This window comes from Methylobacter arcticus (assembly GCF_050917435.1).
Classification (GTDB): domain Bacteria; phylum Pseudomonadota; class Gammaproteobacteria; order Methylococcales; family Methylomonadaceae; genus Methylobacter_A; species Methylobacter_A titanis.
Window position 1 is genome coordinate 392,056 of sequence record NZ_CP159583.1, and the last position, 22,349, is coordinate 414,404.

A 22,349-nucleotide genomic window follows, 5' to 3' on the forward strand; every position below is an offset into this window, starting at 1 on the left:
TTTTCGCAATCGATTGTAGATATCGTTTTGCCGCGCCTGTGTTAAAAAGCTTTTGCTCAATGGTTTAGTTGTTCAAAGACATCAGGCCGATCAAATTCTTTGATCGTTATGATGGCATAATAAAATTATGCTGAGATAACTGGTCGATAAACCAGCGCAAGACCCTGCCTTTATTGGTTGTTTTCCAGGCCATAGTTATGGTCTCTATGGGTATGGTATTTTCTACCGGTAACGCGATAAGCAGACCTTGTTCAAGCTTGTCCTGAATCCGGTGAGCGGGTAAAAAACCGACACCTAAGCCTAAACATTGAGCCTGTATTTTTTCTGTTATCGACTGCACGCTTAATACCGGACGCTTGCTGAATACCCGATGGCTTTGTGGCGCTTGGTTTCTGGATGAATCCCTGACTACGATAAAACGGTGCTGTTCAATCAGCTGTCGGGAAAGCGGCTGTGATGCTTGGGTCAGCTCATGTCCCGGTGCAACGGCGAAAATCCATTCAATTTGCCGGATATTTTGATAGTTAATGCCCTGGCTCGGTGTGGCTTCAACGCCTGCGCTTATGACCAGATCAGCCCGGTTGCTGGTTATCGCTTCTTGCGCGCCGCCCAATACTTCCTCATAAATATTGATTTCAATAGTCGGCAGTACCGTGTAAAACTTGGCTATTAACGGATAGATAAAATCAAAGTTTAAAATTGAATCTATCGCGATATTGAACACAGGCTCCCAGCCGCTATGGGTTTTTTTGGTAGCGATAGCCAGGCGCTCCGTTGCCTCCAGTATTTCCCTGCCTTGTTCAAGCAACAGTTTTCCGGCCTGCGTTAATACGGCTCTTCTGCCTTCCTTGCGAAACAAGACCACATCCAGATCCTGTTCCAGTTTCTGTACGGTATAAGAAATTGCCGAAGGAACCCGATACAATTCATTAGCTGCAGCGGCAAAACTGCCTTTCCGGTCAATTGCATCGAGTACTTCCAGCGCATCAAGAGTGATAGGATATTTCATGTTTTCTATTGGTTATTATTGTTCAAATATTTTGAATCTATTAAGCAAAATCTATCGCTTTTTATTCTTTCAGGCAATCTTATAATGTTTCAATCCACATCCGACCTCATCCGTCGAGTGACACCCGCCGACGGATAGAGGTCGGTGGATTTTCCTCCCCGTGAACGAGGAGGTTACCAAAAAGGATAACGATGCCAGTGCATCGTTGTCAAACTCAAATAATGGGAGGTTTCAGACCAGCGAAGAAATTTGATAATGAACTCGACGTTTCCAATTATTAAACATTTAAGAGGGTATTATGAAAAATTTAATCCAAAAAGCACTTATTTCTGACGCGGGTTTGGAAGTCGTCATATTGCGTGTTCCTATCGGTTTAATCCTGGCTGCGCATGGCAGCCAAAAATTATTCGCTTGGTTTGGCGGGTACGGATTGGACGGCACCGGACAATGGATGGCATCGGTGGGTTTACATCCGGGGTTTGCCATGGCTTTATTGGCGGGCAGCGCTGAATTTTTTGGCGGTGTTGCGTTAATTCTGGGTTTATTAACGCGTCCGGCGGCAACGATTAATGCGGTGACGATGCTGGTTGCGTTGTTTTTGGTGCATTGGGGCAACGGCTTTTTTCTGGATACCCATGGCATTGAATATGCGTTGGCTTTATTATCAGCAACCACGGCACTGATATTTATGGGCGGTGGACAGTATTCGCTGGACGCTCTGATCGGGACAAAACTACTGGAGGCTAAAGATGAATAAGCAAATACGACAACTCGCGGCCGTTATCACTGGGCAAAATACCTCGGATGGCGTCGGTGTCAAATTGAAGCGTATCGTCAGTCAGCAGCAACAAAACGCTTTTGACCCTTTTATCTTATTGGATGAATTCGGTTCGGATGAGCCGGGCGACTACATCGGCGGCTTTCCCGATCATCCGCATCGCGGCTTTGAAACCGTGACTTATATGCTGGCCGGCGCGATGTTGCACCGTGATCATATGGGAAATGAAGGCCATCTGAGAGCGGGTGACGTGCAATGGATGACTGCCGCGCACGGCATTATTCATTCGGAAATGCCGGAACAGGAAAACGGCTTGTTACATGGCTTTCAGCTATGGATTAATCTGCCTGCTAAAGAAAAAATGAATCCGCCGCATTACCAGGAATTTGCCGCCGCGAAAATCCCTCAGGTTGAATTGGCAGAAGGCGGCTATATCAAGGTCATCGCCGGGGACTACGTTGCCGAAACCCAAACAATATCCGGCCCGGTAACGGGGGTATCGACTCGGCCCTTGTATTTCGATGTGTTGCTAAGTCCCCAGCAACAGCTGGATATACCGATAGACGTACAACATACGGTCTTAATTTATGTTTACCACGGTGAACTGGCTGTCGGCGCAACGGATAAGGTTTTAAAGGCCGGGCAGCTGGGGCAATTAATTAGCGGCGATAATATACGGCTGGCAACTCAAGCTCAGTCGGCGCAATTTCTGGTGTTGGCCGCACTGCCGTTGCAAGAGCCGGTGGTGCAATCAGGGCCGTTTGTGATGAACAGCCGGGAAGAAATCGAACAGGCGTTTCGTGATTATCGTGATGGCGTATTGACACGGTAAATCAGTTTTTATCTAATCAAATAAAGGATGCAAACATGCAGCAGAAACCGGCAATAACCCGTGTAAAAATCCACGACATTATTCAGGCGCGTTGGAGTCCCCGAGCCTTTGATCCTGACAAGCCAGTGAGTCATGACGATTTGCTGTCACTGCTGGAAGCCGCCCGCTGGGCTCCATCCTGTTTTAATGATCAGCCTTGGCGTTTTGTGGTCTGCGATAAAGCCACCGATGAAACCGGCTGGCAGCATGCGTTTTCAATTTTGGCTGAAAAAAACAGGCGATGGGCCAATAACGCGCCGGTGCTGATGCTTGCCGTCGCCATGGAAAATTTCAATCATAATGGCCAAGCCAATCGCTGGGCGATGTACGACACCGGCGCCGCCAGCGTCAGCATGTGCTTGCAGGCTACTGCGCTAGGCATGTGTGTGCATCAAATGGGCGGCTTCGATGCTGAAAAAGCCCGCGAGGTTTTTAACCTTCCGGGCGATTGCAAGCCGATGGCGATGATGGCCGTCGGTTATCAGGCCGAGGTGAATATGCTGGATGATGACTTTAAGGAAGCCGAATTAGCCGCGCGTTCCAGGGCCGCGCTGAATGAACAATTTTATGCAGGGCAATGGGGCAGGGGAATTGAATGATTGTTTGATGAACCGAAGCAAGAAGTCGCATGATGACTGGAATTGAACTGAATGGCATTAGGGAGTTGAATCAGCCAAGTTTGTTAAGAAGCTGTATAATTTATACAATTTACAATGACACGGTAATCCGATGAAACTACTGATACGCAATCTCGCCCGCACTACCACAGAAGAAGAGCTTCGCGCTATGTTCGCGGCTCACGGCACCGTGCAGTCTTGCACCCTGGTTATCGACAAAGACACCGGCAGTTCCAAGGGGTTTGGCTTTGTCGAAATGCCCAAGCAAGGCGAGGCCAAGGCGGCAATAAGTGTCCTCAATGGCCAGAATGTGGGCGGCAGCAAGATCCGCGTTAAAAAGAGCGAATAGAGCTGCGGGACTTATTACAATATATGATGCTAGTTGCGGTTTAACGCGGCGGCGGCATCCTGCTCGTTACCGGCCAGATGTGCGTCGCGGGGCGGCAATACGTCTGCGACAACTTCCAGACGTTTCCAGGCCGGTGCCGGTGTTTCGCAATGTTGTTTGGGTACGAATGCGGACTCTTCGACCAGGGTCATTTTGTGGATATAACGCGGACAGTTGGGAAACATTTCCCGCAGTTTTACCCGCAACACCAGTTGCGCTTCCGGCCAGTGATTCATCAAAGGATCGTTGTCCAGTATGAAGGCGCTGCCGTTTAAGCGAAGACGGGCTTGGCGCTGAAAGTCGATGAACAACAGGCTGACATGCGGGTTAACCAATACATTCCCGGCTGACAGGTACATGCCGTTACCGTCGTAGAGCGGAAAAGCCAGGGTGTATTCATCGACAACCTTGACCAACCCGACGCTGCCGCCTTTGTAGGAACAGTTAGGGCGTCCTGCAGAATCAACAGTGGCGAGGAAAAACATGTTCTGTTCTTCGATAAATACCTTGTCTTCCGGGCTGATCTGATCACTGATAATCAGATCGACCTGACGGTCGGCTATGCGTCGTGTCTCGAAGCGGTCTTGCAGTTGTCGGTTACCTTCATGGAAAAATTCACTCATTGCTGCTCTCCTGGGTTGCTGGTTGGTAAAGAGGTGTCGGGAATATCGATTATGCTGTGTTCGATAAGAATGATAGCGGCCTGCTTGGCTTGTTCGGCGGAACCTGAATGACGCTTCATCTGTTCCGAGACTATCGCGCCTTCGAGCAGCAGACTTAATTGCAGCGCTAGACTTTCCGGGGACTTTGAACCGCACTGCTCTGCCAGATCGGCAATGTAGCGTCGAAAATGATCATAAAACTCGGCGGATACCTGGAGCACCGGGTTACCTGCCAGCGGAAATTCGGCGGTGGCATTGATAAAGGCGCAACCGCGAAATTTGGGGGTAGCCATCCATTCGTCAAGCACATCAAAAACCGCCAATAACTTGGCCTTAGGCGTATCCGCCTTGCGATCAACCTGATCGACAAACCAGCCTCGGAAATCCTCATCCCGCTTATGTAAAAAGGCAAGAACCAAGTCGTCTTTGGACATGAAGTACTTATAAAGACTCATTTTCGTGGTGTTTGCCGCCTTGACGATGGCATCGACCCCGGTCGCCCTGATACCCTGGCTATAGAATAGCTCTGATGCGGCTCGCAGGATTTTTTCTTGCAAATTTAAAGACATAGGCGGTAGTCATAAAAACAGATTGATTGGGGCTATACCGGTCGGTATACTGTGATAGCGATATACCGACCGGTATAGTCTATTATTTTTTTATAAACAATAACAAATAGGATAACACGATGGAAATATTATTAATTGGCGCGGTATTGATGATCTTTGCTGTTTTGGTATCGGCATGGCTGATGACCTTTGCAAGATGGTTTCCAATTAAGGGCATTGATGGCAAATTCCTGACAGACTATAAGACCCTGATCAGGGCACATATCGATTTTGCCTTAATGGCATTGTTCTGTCTTGGGTTTTATGCCGTTAAAGTGCCGTTATCGGTTACCGCCTGCTGGCTGGTGGTGATCGGGGGCATCACCAATCCTTGCGTCTTTGTTGTTGCTGCATTCGATCCGGTCTTTTGGGAAAAAACAATCTGGAAAGTTTATTCGGCTATCAGTTTTATCATCACAACGATAGGTTTTGGCTGGGTTTGCATCAGTTTGTTGCGTTACGCCGGATAAATTTTTATTTTCGACCTCGGGTATAATAAAAATTCAGAGCAATAATAATTAAAAAAGAGGAATTCAATGCCGGTCGATATATTTTACTATTGCCGTTCATGTTGACGTTGACATAAGGCCAGAGGAAGGCAGTCAAATAGGCATTGATCTGGGCTTAAAAACCACCGCCACCTGTTCCAATGGCGATACCTTGGCAAGACAGGATTGCTACCGGAATAGCGAAGCCAAGCTGGGCATAGCGAACGGGCTAGGGATAAAAAGCGCATTAAGGCGATTCATGCCAAGATTAAGCATCGACGCAAGGATGCAATCCACAAATTCAGCAACAAAGTAGTCAAAGAAAACAGTTTAATTGTCGTTGGCAACGTCAGCGCGTCCGGTCTGGCGAAAACTAAAATGGCAAAGTCCGTTTTAGATGCAGGCTGGGCGATGCTGAAAACACAACTTGAATATAAGTCGATAGCGACGCAAGGCGTGTTTATAGAAGTCAACGAGTCGTACACTACCCAAGCCTGTTCGTGCTGCGGCTGCATAAGCGCCAGTAGTCCGAAAGGTAGAGCAGGGCTTGGAATAAGAGAATGGACGTGTGCCGAGTGTGGCACTACGCATGATAGGGATATTAATGCGGCAAAGAACATTCTCGCGCTTGGGCATAAGCGTCTAGCGGTAGGAATCTCTGTCCTTTAGGTCGGGGAGGATGTCAAGGTGTCATTTGCAGACAAGGTAAGCTTTGTTCAGGTTGCTGTGGTATTGTTCTTATTGACGGAAGAAATGTTTTATACCGGGATTGGTAATGCAAAATATTTGCCGCATTTTTGTTTGCATCCGGCGTTTTATTAATGATAATGATGAAGTCATTGTGAATTACCCCGACCTAAAGGACGGGGCTTCTAACGTCAACGGCACGAGCAAGAACAGAGGATTTAAGTCCCCTGACTTGGCTAACAGTGCCTCAGTTAGCAGTACCGGCGATTCCCGCCGCTATGGAAGTATCATGCTAACTTAGGGCGACTAGCGCCATCAGCACGAAATGAGCATACAACTCTGAAAAAGAAAAATCAAGAGCACCCTTATATCCCCGACCTGAAGGAAGGGGTTTTACAGACAAACTGATAAAATTGGAGAGAGAAATGAAAGAGTGGGTTAAAAAGCTGTTGAATTATTTCCTGATCGGTATTTTTGCCGTTATTCCTATTGTTATTATTTTACAAATTATGATTTTTGTAAAAGATCGGGTTTCCGATTTGTTTCAATTGGTTTACGGTTATGCGGACAGTTATCTTTATACCAGCTTGGTATTTGCGGTTAGTTTTATTATTTTGGTGTACATCGGTCACAAATTAGTCCGAGAAGGCCGGTCTTGGGTTATTGCCGCTTTTGATCATATTATTGAGAGAATTCCCTTGTTGAACACGGTTTATCGGGTGCTTAAAAAAGTGATTAATATGTTTTCGACCCATGATCAGTCTATCGCTAAGGAAGTGGTTTATGTCGAATACCCAAAAGAAGGCCTTTGGGTGCCTGCATATGTGACCAACAGACTGGGTGATAAGTATGTGTTGTATGTTCCTACGTCGCCTAATCCGACATCCGGTTTTACGGTCATTGCCGATAAATCAAGAATCGTTAAATCGGCAATGAATATTGAAGAGGCTAGCAGCTTTGTGATCAGTGTGGGTGTTGATTACAGTAAGGCTTCGGAAATGAGCCAATTATCCTGAGCCTGATTTCTGGTATTTTAAGCATGGCAGGTATTTAAAAAACGGCTAGGCGACCAGGTTGGTCGCCTGTCCTCATTAACTGATGGTTTAAGTCAACGGCTATTGTTGCCGTGATTACTTCACCAAGCTCAACAAAATTCCCGCTGCTACCGCAGAACCAATTACCCCGGCGACATTAGGCCCCATGGCATGCATCAGCAAGAAATTATGCGGGTTGCTTTCCAGCCCAACTTTGTTGACTACCCTTGCTGACATTGGCACTGCGGAGACACCGGCGGCACCGATCAGTGGATTAATCGGGGTGCTGCTGAATTTGTTCATGATTTTCGCCATAATCACCCCCGAGGCTGTGCCGATACTGAAAGCAATCGCTCCCAAGCCTAAGATACCCAATGTTTTGACTTGTAAAAAAGCTTCAGCGCTGAGCTTTGAACCTACCGCTAATCCCAAGAAAATAGTGATAATATTGATCAGTTCGTTTTGTGCGGTTTGACTCAAGCGTTCTACCACGCCACACGCGTTCATCAGATTACCCAGTGCGAACATGCCGATTAACGGTGCGGCCGACGGTAACAGCAAGGCGCAAATAACCAGCAACATTAACGGGAAGACGATTTTTTCGGTCTTGCTGACTGCCCGCAGTTGCTGCATCTCGATTTTACGTTCATCCTCAGTCGTTAATGCACGCATGATCGGCGGCTGTATCAGCGGCACTAAAGCCATGTAGGAATAGGCCGCAACCGCAATGGCACCCAATAAGTCAGGTGATAGTTTCGAGGCGACATAAATAGCCGTCGGGCCATCCGCACCACCGATTATGCCAATCGCGGCGGCATCTTGTAAGGTAAATTCCAATCCGGGTATGGCATTAAGCGCCAATGCTCCCAGCAGTGAGGTAAAGATACCGAATTGCGCCGCTGCGCCTAACAACAAGGTTTTGGGATTGGCCAGCATCGGGCCGAAATCGGTCATTGCGCCTACGCCCATAAAGATGAGTAGCGGGAAAATACCGGTTTTAATGCCGAAATACAGGTAGTACAAAATGCCGCCTTCCTCGGCGATACCGGCAATCGGAATGTTGCTGAGTATTGCGCCAAAGCCTATCGGCAGTAGCAGCAAGGGTTCAAAGCCTTTTTTGATCGCCAGAAACAGCAGCAAAAAGCCGATCAGCATCATGAACACTTGGCCACCGGTAAAGTTGTAAATACCGGTGCTATGCCAGAGTAAAGTGAGATTTTCCATGGGATGACCCTTTAATTAAATCATGTAGGGGCGACCGGATGAGTCGCCCTTGTTCAGACACAGGCGACCGGCCGGTCGCCCTTTATGCCCACGGGTACTACGGTTCTTTACGCTCTTTGTGCTTGTTCTTTATAAGGAAATTAACACATCCCCGCCGGCAACGGCACTGCCTTCTTTGACATAGATAGTGCTGACGATACCGGTCGTTTTGGAGCGGACTTCAGTCTCCATTTTCATGGCTTCCATGATGACCACGACATCGCCTTCGGCAACGATGCTGCCGACATCGACCAGGACTTTCAGAATATTACCGGCCATCGGCGACTCAACTGTGGCACCGCTGCTGGCTATCAGTGCGGCATGAGGTGTGCTGGCATTCGGTTGAATGCTCAAGGCAGTGTTGTTGGGGCCGACCATGACGCTGAAATTTCTGCCGTCGACATTAACCGTATAGGTTTCGGTTTGTGGCGGGGTAGTTGCGTTGACGGCGTTAGCTGTCGGCGCATTAGCAAACGTTTCCGCATTAGGTGCGGCTTCAAAAGCGGCCGGATTGCCCCGGTTAACCAGGAATTTCCAGCCGATTTGCGCAAACAAGCCGTTAATTAATGCATCTTCTTCGATGTTGGCAGCGAGGGTTACGCCTTCGGCCTGGGCTTTTTCCTGAACTTCGGCAATCAGTTTGTCCATTTCCGGTGCGATTAGATCGGCCGGACGACAAGTAATGGCTAGCTCGCCGTTCAGCACTTTGTCTTGTAAGGCTTTGTTGACCGGCGCAGGCGTAGCACCGTATTCGCCTTTTAAAACACCGGCAGTTTCTTTGGTGATGTTCTTGTAACGTTCGCCGTTCATTACGTTGATTACAGCTTGACTGCCGACGATTTGTGACGTGGGCGTGACCAGGGGGATAAAGCCTAAATCTTCACGCACACGGGGAATTTCCAGCATGACCTCGTCGAACTTGTCGGCGGCACCTTGTTCTTTCAGCTGACTTTCCATATTGGTCAGCATACCGCCCGGTACTTGGGAAATCAGGATGCGGCTATCGACACCTTTTAAGCTGCCTTCGTATTGCGCATATTTTTTGCGAATATCCCGGAAATAGGCGGCGATATGTTCCAATTCGACCAGATCCAGGCCGGTATCGCGCCCGGTACCGTCCAAGCTGGCGACGATGGTCTCGGTGGGACTGTGCCCGTAAGTCATGCTCAGTGATGAAATAGCGGTATCGACATTATCCACGCCCGCTTCGACGGCCTTGATAATGCTGGCGACACTCAAGCCGGTGGTTGCATGGCAATGCAAATGGATGGGTATATCAGTACTGGTTTTCAGACGACTGACCAGTTCAAAGGCGTCGTAAGGTTTGAGTAGTCCGGCCATGTCTTTGACACAAATGGAATGCGCGCCCATGTCTTCGATCTGTTTGCCCAGCGCTACCCATAAGTCCATGGTGTGTACAGGACTGGTGGTGTAGGAGATGGTGCCTTGCGCATGGGCGTCGGTACGGAGTGCGGCTTTGACGGCATGCTCGATGTTGCGCATGTCGTTCATCGCGTCAAAGATGCGAAACACATCGATACCGTTGATGACGCAACGCTCGACAAATTTATCCACTACATCGTCGGCATAATGCCGGTAGCCTAAGATATTTTGGCCGCGAAACAGCATTTGCTGGGGCGTGTTAGGCATAGCGGCTTTCAGCAGACGCAGTCTTTCCCAAGGATCTTCGCCCAGATAACGGATACAGGCATCAAAAGTCGCTCCGCCCCAGGATTCAATAGACCAGTAACCAATCCGGTCGAGTCTTTCGCAAATAGGCAGCATATCTTCGATGCGCAACCGGGTTGCCAAAATAGATTGATGAGCATCACGCAGAACGACTTCGGTGATACCTAAGGGCTGCTTTATATCGGTGGACATGCTTGTTGTTTCTCCTGAAACCTTGATAAATTGTAATGACTTGGTTATAAAAAATAGAACTCGGGTGACACGGCATCATCTACTCAGTCAAATCCGTGGTACCTGCTCTGCCAAGTGATTACGATAAATTTTTTAATCATTGACCTTGTGGCCGTTAGTTATGCTTTTTTCGGTACTGATGCACGGCAGCAGTTATCGCGGCAACAACGCTTTTATCGATGTCGGAGCTAATACCGGGTACCGACCGCGATACCGGCATTTCCGGGAAATAGCGCTGTACCACTGCCGACATCAGGACAATAGCGCCTACCAGCATGGTCAAAAACAGGAACACGATGCCCATCCCGGTAAACATTAATTCGATTCCGCTAGTCATTAGTTCTGTCATGGTTGATCACGTTTTTTAAAATGTTTAACTATTGCATTGTATCATAGGCAAAAATCATAACTAATCGATGTTTTTTCATCAAATTTCTTCGCTGGTCTGAAACATCGCCCTCAGGGGGGCTTATTTGAGTTTTACAACGATGCACTGGCATCGTTATCCTTTTTGGTAACCTCCTCGTTCACGGGGAGGAAAAACCCACCGACCTCTATCCGTCGGCGGTTGTCACTCGACGGATGAGGTCGGGTGTGGATTGAAACATGATAACAATTGGCAGGTAGTCTTTTGGTTATGGGGGTTGTGGGCGCGAATAAATTCGCGCCCACATTATAAATGGTTGTTATTAGGAGTAAAAATATGACAGATAAAGAACGCGACGAAAATGAACAGTGGCATGACAAATTAACGCCCGAGCAATTTAATATTTGCCGGCTGAAAGCTACCGAGCCGCCGTTTACCGGCAAATACGCCGATTGTAAAAAAGACGGGATTTATCAGTGTATTTGCTGCGGCAATCCGTTATTCGATTCGGCGACTAAATATGATTCAGGTTCAGGTTGGCCGAGTTTTTGGAAGGTGCTGTCTGAACACAGCGTGGCTGAACATGTCGACGCCAGTCATGGGATGCGCAGGGTTGAAGTGACTTGCCAATCCTGCGATGCACATTTAGGCCATGTATTTGAAGACGGCCCGCAACCGACAGGCCTGCGTTACTGCATAAATTCTGCGGCCTTAGACTTAAAAGAAAGATTATGAGCGTTAGACAGCAGGTTCAAAACTTACTGGATTTTATCGATGCCAGTCCCAGTCCCTGGCATGTGGTTAAAACCATCGAAGCCCAGCTTGCGACGCAAACTCCGGCGTGGGAGCGTCTTTACGAAACCGCCAAATGGACATTGCAGCCGGGTGGGCGTTATTACGTGGTGCGTGACGATTCGTCTATCGTCCTGTTTGTACAGGGACAAAAACCGCTGGCTGAAACCGGGTTTAAAATTATCGGCGCACATACCGATTCTCCCGGCTTGAGAATAAAACCGAATGCTGCCAGTAGCGGGGATGGCTTGTTAAGACTGGGCGTCGAGATTTATGGCGGACCCATTTTAGCGACTTTTACCGACAGGGATTTAAGTCTTGCCGGTCGGATCGCTTATAAAAACGATCAGGACGACATAGCCAGTCTGCTGGTCAAATTCGATCAACCGTTGCTGCGCTTGCCTAATCTGGCAATACACATGAACAGAACAGTTAATGAAGACGGCCTAAAACTGCAAAAGCAGACCGAGTTGCCGCTGATCTTGTCGGCATCGACCGAAGAACAACTGCCGCAAGCCTATTTTTCAGCGCTGCTGCAACAGCAAACAGGCATAGAAGCTGCGCGTATTTTATCCTGGGATTTGGCCGTGTACGATACGCAGAAAGGCGCTTTCTGGGGAGCGGAGAGCGAGTTTTATGCAGACAGCCAACTGGATAATCTGTCTTCCTGTCATGCCGCGTTGCAGGCATTGCTTTCCAGTGATACGCAGCCGGACACTACGCTGATATGCGCGTTGTTCGATCATGAAGAAATCGGCAGCCGAAGCAATAAAGGCGCTGACGGCAGTTTTCTGCCCGATGTGCTCCAGCGCATAGCGCTTTCGACCGCAACCGACAACGAGGATTATGCCAGGGCGCTGGCGCAAAGCTTCATGATCAGCGCGGATATGGCGCATGCCTATCAGCCCAATTTCCCCAATGCCTACGATCCCGGCCATAAAGTCAGCGTCAATAAAGGCCCTGTGATTAAAATCAACGCCAATCAAAGCTACAGCTCGGAAAGCGTCTCCGTAGCGATGTTCGCCGACTGGTGCGAACAGGCCGAAGTGCCTTACCAGACCTATTCGCACCGTTGCGATATGCCCTGCGGAAGCACTATCGGGCCGATTACGTCCGCAAAACTGGGCATACGCTCAATCGATGTCGGCAGCCCGATGTGGGCGATGCACAGCATCAGGGAAAGCGCCGGGGTGCTGGATCATGATTACCTGATCAGGGTGATGAAACGGTTTTTTGCTGCGCGTTAATGACAGCCAACCTAGTCCCCTTTGACGGCGAGCTTTATCTAATCAAACAATTTTACAGCTTGCCGGAGGCTGATTTGCTGTTTGCAAAGTTACATGCCGATTTGGCTTGGCAGGAAGAAGCCATTTTTATCTACGGCAGGTGGGTTAAAGTGCCTCGCCTGATATGCTGGTATGGTGATCCCGGTGCCTGGTATAGTTATTCGGGCGTTAATCATCAGCCGATGCCTTGGATTCCGGCGTTACAGGCAATCAGGGAGAAGCTGGAGCAGCAATGCCACTGTGCTTTCAATAGCGTATTAGCCAATTTATACCGTGACGGTAAAGACTCGATGGGATGTCATGCCGATGATGAAAAACAGCTGGGGAAAAATCCGGTGATTGCGTCATTGAGCTTGGGCGATCAGCGCCTATTCAAGCTACGTCATAAAAAAAGCCAAGAAAAACTGGATATAGTTTTAGGCCACGGCGATTTGTTAGTGATGTCCGGCACCTTGCAACACCACTGGATGCATGCGCTGCCTAAAACCAAAAAAATGAAAATGCCCCGGATTAATTTGACGTTTCGGCAGATTAAGGTGGCTTGATTCGTCATGAAGACTCTAACTAGAGCCTCAAGAAAGAAAATAAAATTTCGTTTCTTCGGTTTTTTTTAATATAAACTTAAGTAGCGATTTATATCTAATCAACACGCTTTAACTCAGTTACTTTAGCAATGAAAAAATGAAGGCACATCAACAAACGGCTGAAGTCGTAAATGAACAAGATTTAGATGGAAAAATAACAAATACAGCAAAAATATCTATACTTATCCAATTAGCCTACGCGCCAGAATAGATGAATATTATCAACTTATTAGGTGTTTTTTTTAGCGTAGTCTTATTGCTTTCACAGCAGGTCATCGCTGATGATGCCGATGTCGAATATAAAGTAAAAGCCGGTTATTTATACAATTTCACCAAATTTATTACTTGGCCTGAGGATGGGAACGAAACCTTTAATCTCTGTATTGTGGGTGAAGATCCTTTTGGCACTTTAATAGACCCTATCGAACAGCGATCAGCTTTTGGACGACCTATTAAACTATTCAGGATGAATAGTCTTAATAAAAAGCAGCATTGCCATATTCTTTTTATCAATGCCGCTATCAAAGATAAGGTGTTGCTCAAAGGCATGTTGGTTATTGACGATACCCATACATCATTAACCGTAGGAGAAAGTAACGAGTTTGCTGCTCAAGGGGGAATGATTGGTTTTGTTAACAGACTGGGCAAAATTAAATTACAGATTAATCTGAAAGCTCTACAACAGAGTGGTTTAAAAATCAGCGCAAAATTATTGGAAGTTGCTGAACTGATTGAGGGAGAAAACAATGATTAAATTTATTCGTAATCTGCCAATAAATCACAAATTGCTACTCATTTTATTGTTTTCCAGTATTACCTCTCTGCTGTTTGCCGGCCTGCTTTTGGTTGTGCTTGAGATCTCAGAGTTTCAGAAAAATACCCGAGATGATTTGTCAATCTTGGCTCAAATGGTAGGTAATCGCAGTACCGCTGCATTAATGTTCGAGGACCGAGACTTGGCTAATGAAAATTTGGCTGTATTTAACAACCTGCCAGACGTGCAAGCGGCTTGTTTTTATGATGCGCAAGACGCTGTTTTTGCACAATTACAGAAAAACAGGGATCAGGAATGGACCTGTCCTGTATCGGTTAAGGCTGAAAAAACCCGATTTGAAAGCACTCATTTACGTGTAGTTCAGCCAATCGTTGTCGATGCAGCGGAAGTCGGTGCCATTTATATTCAGGCCGATTTGACTCTGGCTTACTGGCGTAAAGTGCAATTTATAGGGCTGATATTTTTTGTGCTGGCGGGGGTATCGATACTCACCTTCTTCCTGTCAACCCCGCTGTTGAAGCTTATTTCCTCGCCGATCAAAAAACTGGTCGATAAAGTTAAAAAAATTAGCGAGACACAAGATTATTCGTTAAGAGCGGATAAAGTTAATGATGACGAGTTAGGCGTTCTGGTTGACGCCTTTAATGGCTTGATTGCTACTGTTGCGGCTCAAAACCAGGCTTTGACGCTGGCAAAAGACCGTTATTTGGCGCTTTATGATGATAATCCGACGATGGTATTTAATCTACAGATAGACGGTCGCATTTTATCGGTTAATCGTACCGGGGCCAGGCATCTGGGTTTATCTGTTGACGAAGTGCAAGGTTGTTCGATTTTTGATTTTGTTCATGGGGATGACTTGCCTATCATCCATGATTTGGTTGAATGTTGCTTGACGCGCCCTTTACGGGTCTATAAGCAGGAGCTTAGACAGATTTGTCATAAAGGCAGGATTATTTGGGTTAGGGCCACAGCGAGATTGGTCGAAAATGAACATCAGCAAAACAGTTTGTTGCTGGTGGGTGAAGATATAACAGAAGCTCGCTTATTGAGTGAAAATATAGCTTATCAGGCGAGCCACGATGCCTTGACCGGCTTGGCTAATCGCAGTCAGTTTGATAGTTATATTAAGCAGGCAGTCGCATTGGCTTATGCCGATAATTCGGAGCATGTTTTGTGCTATCTGGATTTGGATCAATTTAAAGTGGTTAACGATACCTGCGGGCATCTTGCCGGCGATGAATTGCTCAGACAGTTGGGTGATTTATTAAGGACACATGTAAGGAAACAGGATTTTGTAGCCCGTCTGGGTGGTGACGAGTTTGGCGTGTTGATGATTAATTGCTCATTAAATGAGGCATTTTTAGCGTGCGAAAATTTACGCGATTTGGTTAAAGATTTCCGTTTTGCCTGGGAAGATAGGAGTTTTACCATCGGCGTGAGTATCGGTATTTCAGCGATAAACGGTTCCAGTGGTAATGCCGTCAACCTGCTTAAAGAGGCCGATTCCGCCTGCTATGTGGCGAAAGATAATGGTCGAAACCGGGTGCATGTGTTTAGTCCTGATGATGAAGAGTTAGCGTTGAGACAGGGAGAAATGCAATGGGTAGAAAAAATTCAGCAGGGTCTGGAACAAAACCGTTTTTGCTTGTATGGGCAGCCGATAGTAGCAATTACTCCTCATGAGGAAGGCATGCATTTTGAAACGTTGGTTCGTTATCAGGACAATGATGGGGGCATTATTCCCCCCGGCGCATTTTTACCGGCGGCAGAACGTTATAACCTGGCGCCCTTGCTGGACCGTTGGGTGATTAGTCATTTGTTTGAATGGATAGCAACGAAGCCGGGCTTTATTGATGAGTTATCGTTGTGTTCAGTCAATTTATCCGGCCTGTCGTTGTCTGATGAAACCATGCTGGCATTTATCTCTGAACAGTTCTCCAAATGGGCCATCCCCGCGCATAAAATCTGTTTTGAGGTTACCGAAACCGCCGCTATCGCCAACTTATCCTATGCAACCAAATTTATTAAGCAATTAAAAGAGCGCGGCTGTTTATTTTCATTGGATGACTTTGGCAGCGGTTTGTCTTCTTTTGCCTATTTAAAAAACCTGCCGGTCGATTATCTTAAAATTGACGGCCTGTTCGTTAAGGATATGCTTAATGATAAAGTGGATCTTGCCATGGTGAAATCAATTAACGAAGTCGGGCATGTTATGGGCAAAAAAACGATTGCCGAATTTGTTGAAAACGAACAAATCTTTAATTTGCTAAATGTTCTAGGCGTAGATTATGCGCAAGGCTACGGTATTGGCAAACCCGTGCCTCTGGATGAACTAAAACTTATAAAACCCTTTACCTCGGCATCAAAATGAATGTTAAATTGTCCATAATTATTAGCTGGTTAGCGACTGTTAGCTACTTTAGTTCCTGTGATGCCAGCGCTGAAGACTTAATGGATCTGTCTCTGGATGAATTGGGTGCAATTGCTGTTACTTCTATTGCTACCGGCACATCAAAACCTATTTTTCAGTCCGCTGCAGTGACCAGTGTGATTACCGCCGAGCAAATTAAATCGATGGGCGCGACCGAGTTGCATGAGGTATTGGAAACAGTGCCGGGGGTTCATGCCAGTCTTCAGGAAAATACCTATGATTATAGTTACACTATGCGTGGTATCCGTAATACCCAAAACTCACAGGTTTTGATGCTATTAAACGGAACCCGTATTACCACGCCTTTTAGTGGCACCTTAATGACAGGTACCGAGTTGCCTATTGAGGCTATTCAGCAAGTGGAGGTTATCCGGGGGCAGGGCTCTGCATTGTATGGTGCGGATGCATTTGCCGGCGTTATCAATATCATTACCAAAAAAGCCAAGGATATTGATGGTACAACGGTAGGTGGTCGGATAGGTGATCATAACACTCAGAGCGGGTGGGGACAGTATGGCGCTCAGTGGGCAGGCTGGGACGTTGCGACCAGTCTGCAATATCAGCATACCAGTGGCGATAACGGGAGTATGGTCAATGCCGATGCTCAAACCGGCTTTGATACGGCATTTGGAACGAAAGCTTCTCATGCCCCAGGCGCATTGAATACTCGCTATGAAACTCTTAACGGCCATCTTAATCTGCAGCGCAAGCATTGGGATATCGGTTTCTGGGCATTTAATTCAATTAACGCAGGCACCCGTGCGGGTGCTGCCGGAGCATTGGATCCAAATGGCGTTGGCAACGGTGAACAATATTTAGGCGATGTGCGCTTTTCCACTGAAGACTGGCTGGATAGCTGGGAATTGACGGCTCATGCCAGCTATCAGCAAGCTGATTTTCAGGCTCGACAATTACAGCTTTTTCCTGATAACGTTGTGTTGCCCATAGGTTTTGATGGGAATATTAGTCCTTTAGGTACACCCGTTTCATTTCCTAATGGTGTCAATAATAATTTAGGTCGAATAGAGAAGATTCCCGCAATTGAATTGAGCTCAATTTACACGGGACTGGATAATCATATACTGCGCTTTAGCACCGGCTTTCGCTATGAAGAAACTACGACCAGTGACAGTAGAAATTACGGCTATGGTGAGCCGTTACCCGCTGCGGTTAATGATACATTAACCAATGTAACGGGTACGCCTTCTGTCTATTTGCCGGATACACATCGAAGCATCTGGTCTTTAGTCGCGCAGGATGAATGGCAACTCGCTGAAGATTGGCTGTTGACTGCAGGCCTGCGTTATGACGATTATTCTGACTTTGGCGGAACCGTCAATCCGCGTGTTGCTCTAGTTTGGGATATTAATGAACAAATCACCAGCAAGATTTTGTATGGCAAGGCATTTAGAGCGCCCAATTTTGCAGAACAGTTTACCCAGAATAATCCGGTCGTGCTGGGCAATAAAAACTTAAAGCCCGAAACCATTAATACTTATGAATGGGCTATAGATTACCGGCCATTTTCAGCACTGAGAACCGCAGGTAATGTGTATTATTATCAAATTGACAATCTTATAGCGGCAGTGCCTGATTCAGGCAGACAAACAAATAGCTATCAGAATAGCGGTAATCAAAACGGCTATGGAACAGAGTTGGAATTTAACTGGCAAGTCGTTGAACAATGGAATGTAAAAGGCAATTACGCGTGGCAGCACGCCACTAACGAAGTAACCAATCGATTGGTTACGGGCGTACCCGAACATCAAGTTTATGTTGCTTTGCAGTGGCAATTTATGCCGAACTGGCAATTACAGCCGCAGCTTAACTGGATAGGTGGTAGAACCCGATTACCAGGCGATAACCGACAGTTGAGTGATTACGAAACCATTGATTTAACACTACGGGGTAAAAAATTGTTTGGGCATCTCAATCTCGCGGCCTCTTTACGCAATGCGTTCGATACTAATTATTATGAACCGGCGGCGTTCCAGTTGCCTCAAAATCTGCCTATGCCGGGAAGAAGCTTTTATCTTGAAGCATCGGTTAACTTTTGATGTCTCCATGCTATTGACTTAGGGAATGCAATCTGCATAAGGTAGATTGGGACAGTTGGGACTATTGTGGGAGCGATGCCCTCATCGCTCCCACAATGACATAACATCAGTGCTATCAAATTTTAAATCGCTGTCCCGGCTTAAATAGGAAGCTCAAGCCTCGTGTATCTAAAGCCAGCTTGAGACTTCTTACCATCGGCATTCAAAACTGGCTTTAAACAGCCTGGGTTGATGACTGGGTACTGTCAAGGTTGAGCGATTACTTCATGTACCCACCCAACTATTACTCCTTGCGGCTTTGCTTGGCTTCTCAATTGGCCGGGTTTGTCCAAAACTTCCTTCATTAGTGAGAAAATTCCATATATTCGGTTTTTTTTCAGCTACACAGTCAAGCAAATCCGTTATTTTTATGACAGTCGGCCATCGTGGGCCGTGATAATCTCCTTGTGGACCAATTTTTATAAAATTGATGCCCAATGCTGATAAAAATTGTAACAACGACCGTTCCATAGTGGCATATAAATAGCGAATGTCGTTTTCATGGCTCGCTTTAATGACACAAGCGATTAAGGCGAGACTAATCAGCGGAAAAGCCCGTCGCTCGTCTGATGTAAAATAGTCCTGCTGATCAGGACCGATAGCAGCTAAGGTATGCGTTTCATTCTTTCTTTTTTTAAATTCTTTCGATACACAAAATCGTGATACTTCTCCCAGGTGCTCTCGATTAATAGGCTGCATCACTCCAGAATTATCAATTTCGCAATATAGTTCAAGTGGAAATAATTTTTCCGGGTTATCGGTACCAGGAAGGATAAGGCGAGTTGTTGCGGCATAATCTCCAGACTTGCGGTGACGAATCAGGTAATGGATCGATTGCCGGTCAAAGTCGTCAACTTCCAGTTCATCAGGATAGTGTTCAGAATTTAAAAACTCATTTTCAATGCAGTACACTTGATAGCGCAGTTTATACACTTCATTTTTAAGTTCAGCAGAGGTTGCCGGTATCATCTCAAAATATTCATCAAAATGAGCAATAATATTAGTGGTCAAGTGCTTGTCTCTTATTTGATCAGGCGTGATAGGTGATAACTATTTACTACAAAATTCTTTTGAATAACTTGGATAGGAGATTTTGCGTATTATGCAATCTGAAATTTTTCAGGTTACAACAGCAACTAAACCGGCATCAAGGTGATAAAAGGGCACTTCAGAAAATCACTGCTTGTTTCCGCTCCTGGAAAACTTCAACCGAGTATAGTTTCTATCGGAATAAAAAGCTATCGAGGTGTAGGTTCTGAGTTCATTCGCATGTTTGATCAGGGACGAAAGATACCACGCTGAACTGATGAACAAAAACAAGATTTTGCTTGTTGAGCTATACTTCCTGAGCTTGATCTGCGGTAAAATTATTCGTTGCCTTGTGGATGAAAAATTTCAAGGGTTGAAATTCTTGAATGCAAATTCAATTATGATGCACAAACTGTAATGAAGGATAAAAAATGGCACGACTCAAAGGCTATGTAGACCCGAAATATCTCCACATCATTGGAAATCAACTCAATCACATTAAGCAACGCTCCTACGCTCTGATGCAAATTCAGCCGGGGCATAAGGTGCTAGATTTGGGCTGTGGTCCGGGTACTGACACCATACCAATGGCGCCATTGGTTGGTGTAAACGGACAAGTCATTGGCGCGGATTACGATGAAGTCATGATTGCCGAAGCCGAGCAACGTGCTGAGCAAGCTGGTGTAAATACATGGGTTAGGCATAAACGCGTTGATGCTATGTCACTGCCGTTTGCAACCGATTATTTCGATTCCTGCCGTAGTGAGCGGTTGTTTCAGCATTTACCTAATCCCGCACCAGCTTTAGCTGAAATGACCCGTGTCACTAAACCAGGCGGATGGGTAGTCGTTGCGGATACCGATTGGGGTGGCTTGTCAACAGATAGCGATGAAACTGATATTGAGCGCCGCCTGGCTCGCTTTCTGGCCGAATCCTCTTTGCATAATGGCTACTCAGGGCGAAAATTATACCGCTTATTCAAACAACAAAATTTGGCTGATATTTCATTTGAGGTGTTTCCTGTGGCTACTCCCAGTTATGCCTTGGCACGCCAGGCAACGCAGGCAGAAAGAATCGAACAGGAAGCCCTTAAGGCGGGTGTCATTACGGCTAAGGAGCTCTACCGCTGGCAGACTGGCCTTGAGCAAGCGGACTCAGAAGGTGTCTATTTTTGTAGTGTCAATGTCATGATGTTTACTGGACGCAAGAATTGAATCTGCTGTTATTGAGGCGTAGGGTGCGCCTTATTCACTCAATCCTTTGCGCAAGGGACGACCGGCCGGTCGTCCCTACAATTTATCGCGAGTTTAAATTATTTGGATTTCATTTCTTAATAGCCTTAAAGCCAATATCGGTGCGGTAATAGGCTTTATCCCAATGGATATGGTCGGCTAGCGCATAGGCTCTGCTTTGGGCTTCCTTAATATCATCACCCAAAGCGCAAGCGCATAAGACCCGACCGCCGGCTGTGACCAGATCATCGCCAACTTGTTGGGTGGCTGCATGAAAAACCTTGCTGTCTTCGCGCTCCTCGCCAGGCAAGCCGGAAATAACCGCGCCGCTTTGATAGGCATCTGGATAGCCGTCAGCTGCCAAAACCACGCCTAAGGCGGCGCGCTCGTCCCAATCGCTAGTGGTCTTATCAAGATTTCCAGCTAGGGCGGCTTCGCACAATTCTACCAGATCGCTTTTCAAGCGCATCATGATCGGCTGCGTTTCAGGGTCGCCAAAACGGCAGTTGTATTCCAGCACTTTAATGGAGCCGTCGGCACTAATCATCAAACCTGCGTACAGAAAGCCGGTATAAGGCAGGCCGTCTTCCGCCATGCCTTTTAAGGTCGGCTCGATCACATCGCGCATAACCTTTTGGTGTATTTCAGGGGTGACCACAGGAGCCGGGGAATAAGCGCCCATGCCGCCGGTATTGGGGCCTTGGTCGCCATTATCGCGGGCTTTGTGATCCTGGGAGGTCGCCATCGGCAAGGCGTGTTTGCCGTCGGCAATCACAATAAAACTGGCTTCCTCGCCGGTCAGAAATTCTTCGACGACGACACGATTACCGGCCTCGCCGAATACATTGCCGGATAACATGTCTTCGACAGCCGCTATCGCATCCGCCTCAGTTTGGGCGACGATCACGCCTTTGCCGGCCGCCAAGCCGTCCGCCTTGACCACGATAGGCGCGCCTTGTTGCTTGATGTAAGCAATAGCTTGCTGTTGGTCGGTAAAGGATTGGAACGCGGCAGTCGGGATGTGATGGCGGATCATGAAATCTTTGCAAAAAGTCTTCGAGCCTTCCAGTTGCGCGGCTTTTGCTGAGGGACCGAAGCACTTTAAACCCGCTTCCTGGAAACGATCGACGATGCCTAAAACCAGCGGTACTTCGGGGCCGATGATGGTCAAGTCGATCGCTTCTTTTTGGGCGAATGCCAGTAGCGCGGCAATATCGTCGACCGCAATGGCGATGTTTTCAACAGCCGGTTCGAGCGCGGTACCGGCATTGCCGGGCGCGACGAACACTTTTTCGACTTTGGATGATTGTTTGGCTTTCCAGGCGAGGGCGTGTTCACGTCCGCCGCTGCCGACGATGAGGATTTTCATGGTGCTTCTCGTGTGCTTTGTGGGAGCGACTTCAGTCGCCCATATGTTAAAGGGCGACTG

22 protein-coding genes are annotated in these 22,349 nt (G+C 47.1%); 14 read left to right on the forward strand and 8 right to left on the reverse strand.

Features of this window, described 5'->3' with window-relative positions:
• Positions 1 to 106 precede the first annotated feature (106 nt).
• Positions 107 to 1,009 (reverse strand): LysR substrate-binding domain-containing protein, encoded by a 903-nt coding sequence (locus ABXJ76_RS01915; RefSeq protein ID WP_432743581.1) that lies wholly within the window; start codon positions 1,007 to 1,009, stop codon positions 107 to 109.
• 298 nt (positions 1,010 to 1,307) lie between these two features.
• On the opposite strand from ABXJ76_RS01915, the gene ABXJ76_RS01920 reads away from it, so the two are divergent.
• The 4 genes from ABXJ76_RS01920 to ABXJ76_RS01935 all read left to right on the forward strand — a co-directional run bounded on the left by ABXJ76_RS01920 (position 1,308) and on the right by ABXJ76_RS01935 (position 3,624).
• Entirely contained in the window at positions 1,308 to 1,766 is a 459-nt protein-coding gene (locus ABXJ76_RS01920; RefSeq protein WP_432743582.1) for a DoxX family protein, read from the forward strand.
• The gene (locus tag ABXJ76_RS01925) at positions 1,759 to 2,619 is read left to right on the forward strand and encodes a pirin family protein (protein WP_432743584.1); all 861 of its coding nucleotides are present in this window, start codon (positions 1,759 to 1,761) and stop codon (positions 2,617 to 2,619) included. The genes ABXJ76_RS01920 and ABXJ76_RS01925 overlap by 8 nt, the downstream gene beginning before the upstream one ends.
• Before the next feature lie 35 nt (positions 2,620 to 2,654).
• Positions 2,655 to 3,257, forward strand: a complete 603-nt coding sequence (locus tag ABXJ76_RS01930) for a nitroreductase family protein (protein WP_432743585.1) — start codon at positions 2,655 to 2,657, stop codon at positions 3,255 to 3,257.
• A 130-nt stretch (positions 3,258 to 3,387) separates the two neighbouring features.
• Positions 3,388 to 3,624: an RNA recognition motif domain-containing protein gene (locus tag ABXJ76_RS01935; protein ID WP_432743586.1), complete on the forward strand. Its 237-nt coding sequence runs from the start codon at positions 3,388 to 3,390 to the stop codon at positions 3,622 to 3,624.
• A gap of 29 nt (positions 3,625 to 3,653) precedes the next feature.
• Here the strand turns inward: ABXJ76_RS01935 and ABXJ76_RS01940 are convergent, their stop codons facing one another.
• Positions 3,654 to 4,286 (reverse strand): pyridoxamine 5'-phosphate oxidase family protein, encoded by a 633-nt coding sequence (locus ABXJ76_RS01940; RefSeq protein WP_432743588.1) that lies wholly within the window; start codon positions 4,284 to 4,286, stop codon positions 3,654 to 3,656.
• Entirely contained in the window at positions 4,283 to 4,894 is a 612-nt protein-coding gene (locus tag ABXJ76_RS01945) for a TetR/AcrR family transcriptional regulator (RefSeq protein ID WP_432743589.1), read from the reverse strand. Before ABXJ76_RS01945 ends, ABXJ76_RS01940 begins: the two co-directional genes overlap by 4 nt.
• Before the next feature lie 119 nt (positions 4,895 to 5,013).
• Here ABXJ76_RS01945 and ABXJ76_RS01950 point away from each other — a divergent pair, with 119 nt between their 5' ends.
• From ABXJ76_RS01950 to ABXJ76_RS01960, 3 genes are all read left to right on the forward strand, one after another.
• Positions 5,014 to 5,403 carry a hypothetical protein gene (locus tag ABXJ76_RS01950; protein WP_432743591.1) on the forward strand — a complete coding sequence of 130 codons (390 nt, stop codon included), beginning with the start codon at positions 5,014 to 5,016 and terminating at the stop codon, positions 5,401 to 5,403.
• A gap of 273 nt (positions 5,404 to 5,676) precedes the next feature.
• Positions 5,677 to 6,090 carry an RNA-guided endonuclease InsQ/TnpB family protein gene (locus tag ABXJ76_RS01955; protein WP_432746416.1) on the forward strand — a complete coding sequence of 138 codons (414 nt, stop codon included), beginning with the start codon at positions 5,677 to 5,679 and terminating at the stop codon, positions 6,088 to 6,090.
• A gap of 443 nt (positions 6,091 to 6,533) precedes the next feature.
• Complete coding sequence (locus ABXJ76_RS01960; RefSeq protein WP_432743593.1) at positions 6,534 to 7,124, forward strand: DUF502 domain-containing protein; 591 nt, start codon at positions 6,534 to 6,536, stop codon at positions 7,122 to 7,124.
• 114 nt (positions 7,125 to 7,238) lie between these two features.
• Here ABXJ76_RS01960 and ABXJ76_RS01965 read toward each other — a convergent pair whose 3' ends face one another.
• The 3 genes from ABXJ76_RS01965 to ABXJ76_RS01975 form a co-directional block, all read right to left on the reverse strand.
• Positions 7,239 to 8,366: a sodium ion-translocating decarboxylase subunit beta gene (locus ABXJ76_RS01965; RefSeq protein ID WP_432743595.1), complete on the reverse strand. Its 1,128-nt coding sequence runs from the start codon at positions 8,364 to 8,366 to the stop codon at positions 7,239 to 7,241.
• Positions 8,367 to 8,495: 129 nt separating this feature from the next.
• Positions 8,496 to 10,286, reverse strand: a complete 1,791-nt coding sequence (gene oadA / locus ABXJ76_RS01970) for a sodium-extruding oxaloacetate decarboxylase subunit alpha (RefSeq protein ID WP_432743597.1) — start codon at positions 10,284 to 10,286, stop codon at positions 8,496 to 8,498.
• Between the two features lie 154 nt (positions 10,287 to 10,440).
• A complete protein-coding gene (locus tag ABXJ76_RS01975) occupies positions 10,441 to 10,674 on the reverse strand; it encodes an OadG family protein (RefSeq protein ID WP_432743599.1) in 234 nt (77 codons plus the stop codon).
• Positions 10,675 to 11,028: 354 nt separating this feature from the next.
• Here ABXJ76_RS01975 and msrB point away from each other — a divergent pair, with 354 nt between their 5' ends.
• The 6 genes from msrB to ABXJ76_RS02005 all read left to right on the forward strand — a co-directional run bounded on the left by msrB (position 11,029) and on the right by ABXJ76_RS02005 (position 18,620).
• A complete protein-coding gene (msrB, locus tag ABXJ76_RS01980) occupies positions 11,029 to 11,427 on the forward strand; it encodes a peptide-methionine (R)-S-oxide reductase MsrB (RefSeq protein ID WP_432743601.1) in 399 nt (132 codons plus the stop codon).
• On the forward strand, positions 11,424 to 12,731 hold the full coding sequence (locus ABXJ76_RS01985; protein ID WP_432743603.1) for a M18 family aminopeptidase: 1,308 nt from the start codon (positions 11,424 to 11,426) through the stop codon (positions 12,729 to 12,731). Before msrB ends, ABXJ76_RS01985 begins: the two co-directional genes overlap by 4 nt.
• Positions 12,731 to 13,315, forward strand: coding sequence for an alpha-ketoglutarate-dependent dioxygenase AlkB family protein (locus ABXJ76_RS01990; RefSeq protein WP_432743605.1), 585 nt, complete (start codon positions 12,731 to 12,733; stop codon positions 13,313 to 13,315). Before ABXJ76_RS01985 ends, ABXJ76_RS01990 begins: the two co-directional genes overlap by 1 nt.
• Before the next feature lie 250 nt (positions 13,316 to 13,565).
• On the forward strand, positions 13,566 to 14,108 hold the full coding sequence (locus tag ABXJ76_RS01995) for a YfiR family protein (protein WP_432743607.1): 543 nt from the start codon (positions 13,566 to 13,568) through the stop codon (positions 14,106 to 14,108).
• A complete protein-coding gene (locus tag ABXJ76_RS02000) occupies positions 14,101 to 16,503 on the forward strand; it encodes an EAL domain-containing protein (protein ID WP_432743608.1) in 2,403 nt (800 codons plus the stop codon). The genes ABXJ76_RS01995 and ABXJ76_RS02000 overlap by 8 nt, the downstream gene beginning before the upstream one ends.
• Complete coding sequence (locus tag ABXJ76_RS02005) at positions 16,500 to 18,620, forward strand: TonB-dependent receptor plug domain-containing protein (protein ID WP_432743610.1); 2,121 nt, start codon at positions 16,500 to 16,502, stop codon at positions 18,618 to 18,620. Before ABXJ76_RS02000 ends, ABXJ76_RS02005 begins: the two co-directional genes overlap by 4 nt.
• A gap of 264 nt (positions 18,621 to 18,884) precedes the next feature.
• Here ABXJ76_RS02005 and ABXJ76_RS02010 read toward each other — a convergent pair whose 3' ends face one another.
• On the reverse strand, positions 18,885 to 19,670 hold the full coding sequence (locus tag ABXJ76_RS02010) for a PEP-CTERM/exosortase system-associated acyltransferase (RefSeq protein ID WP_432743612.1): 786 nt from the start codon (positions 19,668 to 19,670) through the stop codon (positions 18,885 to 18,887).
• Between the two features lie 449 nt (positions 19,671 to 20,119).
• Between ABXJ76_RS02010 and ABXJ76_RS02015 the strand changes: the two genes are divergently transcribed.
• Complete coding sequence (locus ABXJ76_RS02015; protein WP_432743614.1) at positions 20,120 to 20,902, forward strand: methyltransferase domain-containing protein; 783 nt, start codon at positions 20,120 to 20,122, stop codon at positions 20,900 to 20,902.
• Between the two features lie 109 nt (positions 20,903 to 21,011).
• On the opposite strand, the gene purD is transcribed toward ABXJ76_RS02015, so the two are convergent.
• Positions 21,012 to 22,289 (reverse strand): phosphoribosylamine--glycine ligase, encoded by a 1,278-nt coding sequence (gene purD / locus ABXJ76_RS02020; protein ID WP_432743616.1) that lies wholly within the window; start codon positions 22,287 to 22,289, stop codon positions 21,012 to 21,014.
• Positions 22,290 to 22,349 lie beyond the last annotated feature (60 nt).

Bases quoted from the DNA above. Each gene is read 5' to 3' on its own strand.
- ABXJ76_RS01945 (WP_432743589.1), bottom strand. From the start codon at position 4,894: ATGTCTTTAAATTTGCAAGAAAAAATCCTGCGAGCCGCATCAGAGCTA.
- ABXJ76_RS01965 (WP_432743595.1), bottom strand. From the start codon at position 8,366: ATGGAAAATCTCACTTTACTCTGGCATAGCACCGGTATTTACAACTTT.
- ABXJ76_RS01930 (WP_432743585.1), top strand. From the start codon at position 2,655: ATGCAGCAGAAACCGGCAATAACCCGTGTAAAAATCCACGACATTATT.
- ABXJ76_RS01995 (WP_432743607.1), top strand. From the start codon at position 13,566: ATGAATATTATCAACTTATTAGGTGTTTTTTTTAGCGTAGTCTTATTG.
- ABXJ76_RS02000 (WP_432743608.1), top strand. From the start codon at position 14,101: ATGATTAAATTTATTCGTAATCTGCCAATAAATCACAAATTGCTACTC.
- ABXJ76_RS01950 (WP_432743591.1), top strand. From the start codon at position 5,014: ATGGAAATATTATTAATTGGCGCGGTATTGATGATCTTTGCTGTTTTG.
- ABXJ76_RS01960 (WP_432743593.1), top strand. From the start codon at position 6,534: ATGAAAGAGTGGGTTAAAAAGCTGTTGAATTATTTCCTGATCGGTATT.
- ABXJ76_RS02005 (WP_432743610.1), top strand. From the start codon at position 16,500: ATGAATGTTAAATTGTCCATAATTATTAGCTGGTTAGCGACTGTTAGC.
- msrB (WP_432743601.1), top strand. From the start codon at position 11,029: ATGACAGATAAAGAACGCGACGAAAATGAACAGTGGCATGACAAATTA.
- ABXJ76_RS01915 (WP_432743581.1), bottom strand. From the start codon at position 1,009: ATGAAATATCCTATCACTCTTGATGCGCTGGAAGTACTCGATGCAATT.
- ABXJ76_RS01985 (WP_432743603.1), top strand. From the start codon at position 11,424: ATGAGCGTTAGACAGCAGGTTCAAAACTTACTGGATTTTATCGATGCC.
- ABXJ76_RS01990 (WP_432743605.1), top strand. From the start codon at position 12,731: ATGACAGCCAACCTAGTCCCCTTTGACGGCGAGCTTTATCTAATCAAA.
- ABXJ76_RS01920 (WP_432743582.1), top strand. From the start codon at position 1,308: ATGAAAAATTTAATCCAAAAAGCACTTATTTCTGACGCGGGTTTGGAA.
- oadA (WP_432743597.1), bottom strand. From the start codon at position 10,286: ATGTCCACCGATATAAAGCAGCCCTTAGGTATCACCGAAGTCGTTCTG.
- ABXJ76_RS01935 (WP_432743586.1), top strand. From the start codon at position 3,388: ATGAAACTACTGATACGCAATCTCGCCCGCACTACCACAGAAGAAGAG.
- ABXJ76_RS02015 (WP_432743614.1), top strand. From the start codon at position 20,120: ATGGCACGACTCAAAGGCTATGTAGACCCGAAATATCTCCACATCATT.
- ABXJ76_RS01925 (WP_432743584.1), top strand. From the start codon at position 1,759: ATGAATAAGCAAATACGACAACTCGCGGCCGTTATCACTGGGCAAAAT.
- ABXJ76_RS01940 (WP_432743588.1), bottom strand. From the start codon at position 4,286: ATGAGTGAATTTTTCCATGAAGGTAACCGACAACTGCAAGACCGCTTC.
- purD (WP_432743616.1), bottom strand. From the start codon at position 22,289: ATGAAAATCCTCATCGTCGGCAGCGGCGGACGTGAACACGCCCTCGCC.
- ABXJ76_RS01975 (WP_432743599.1), bottom strand. From the start codon at position 10,674: ATGACAGAACTAATGACTAGCGGAATCGAATTAATGTTTACCGGGATG.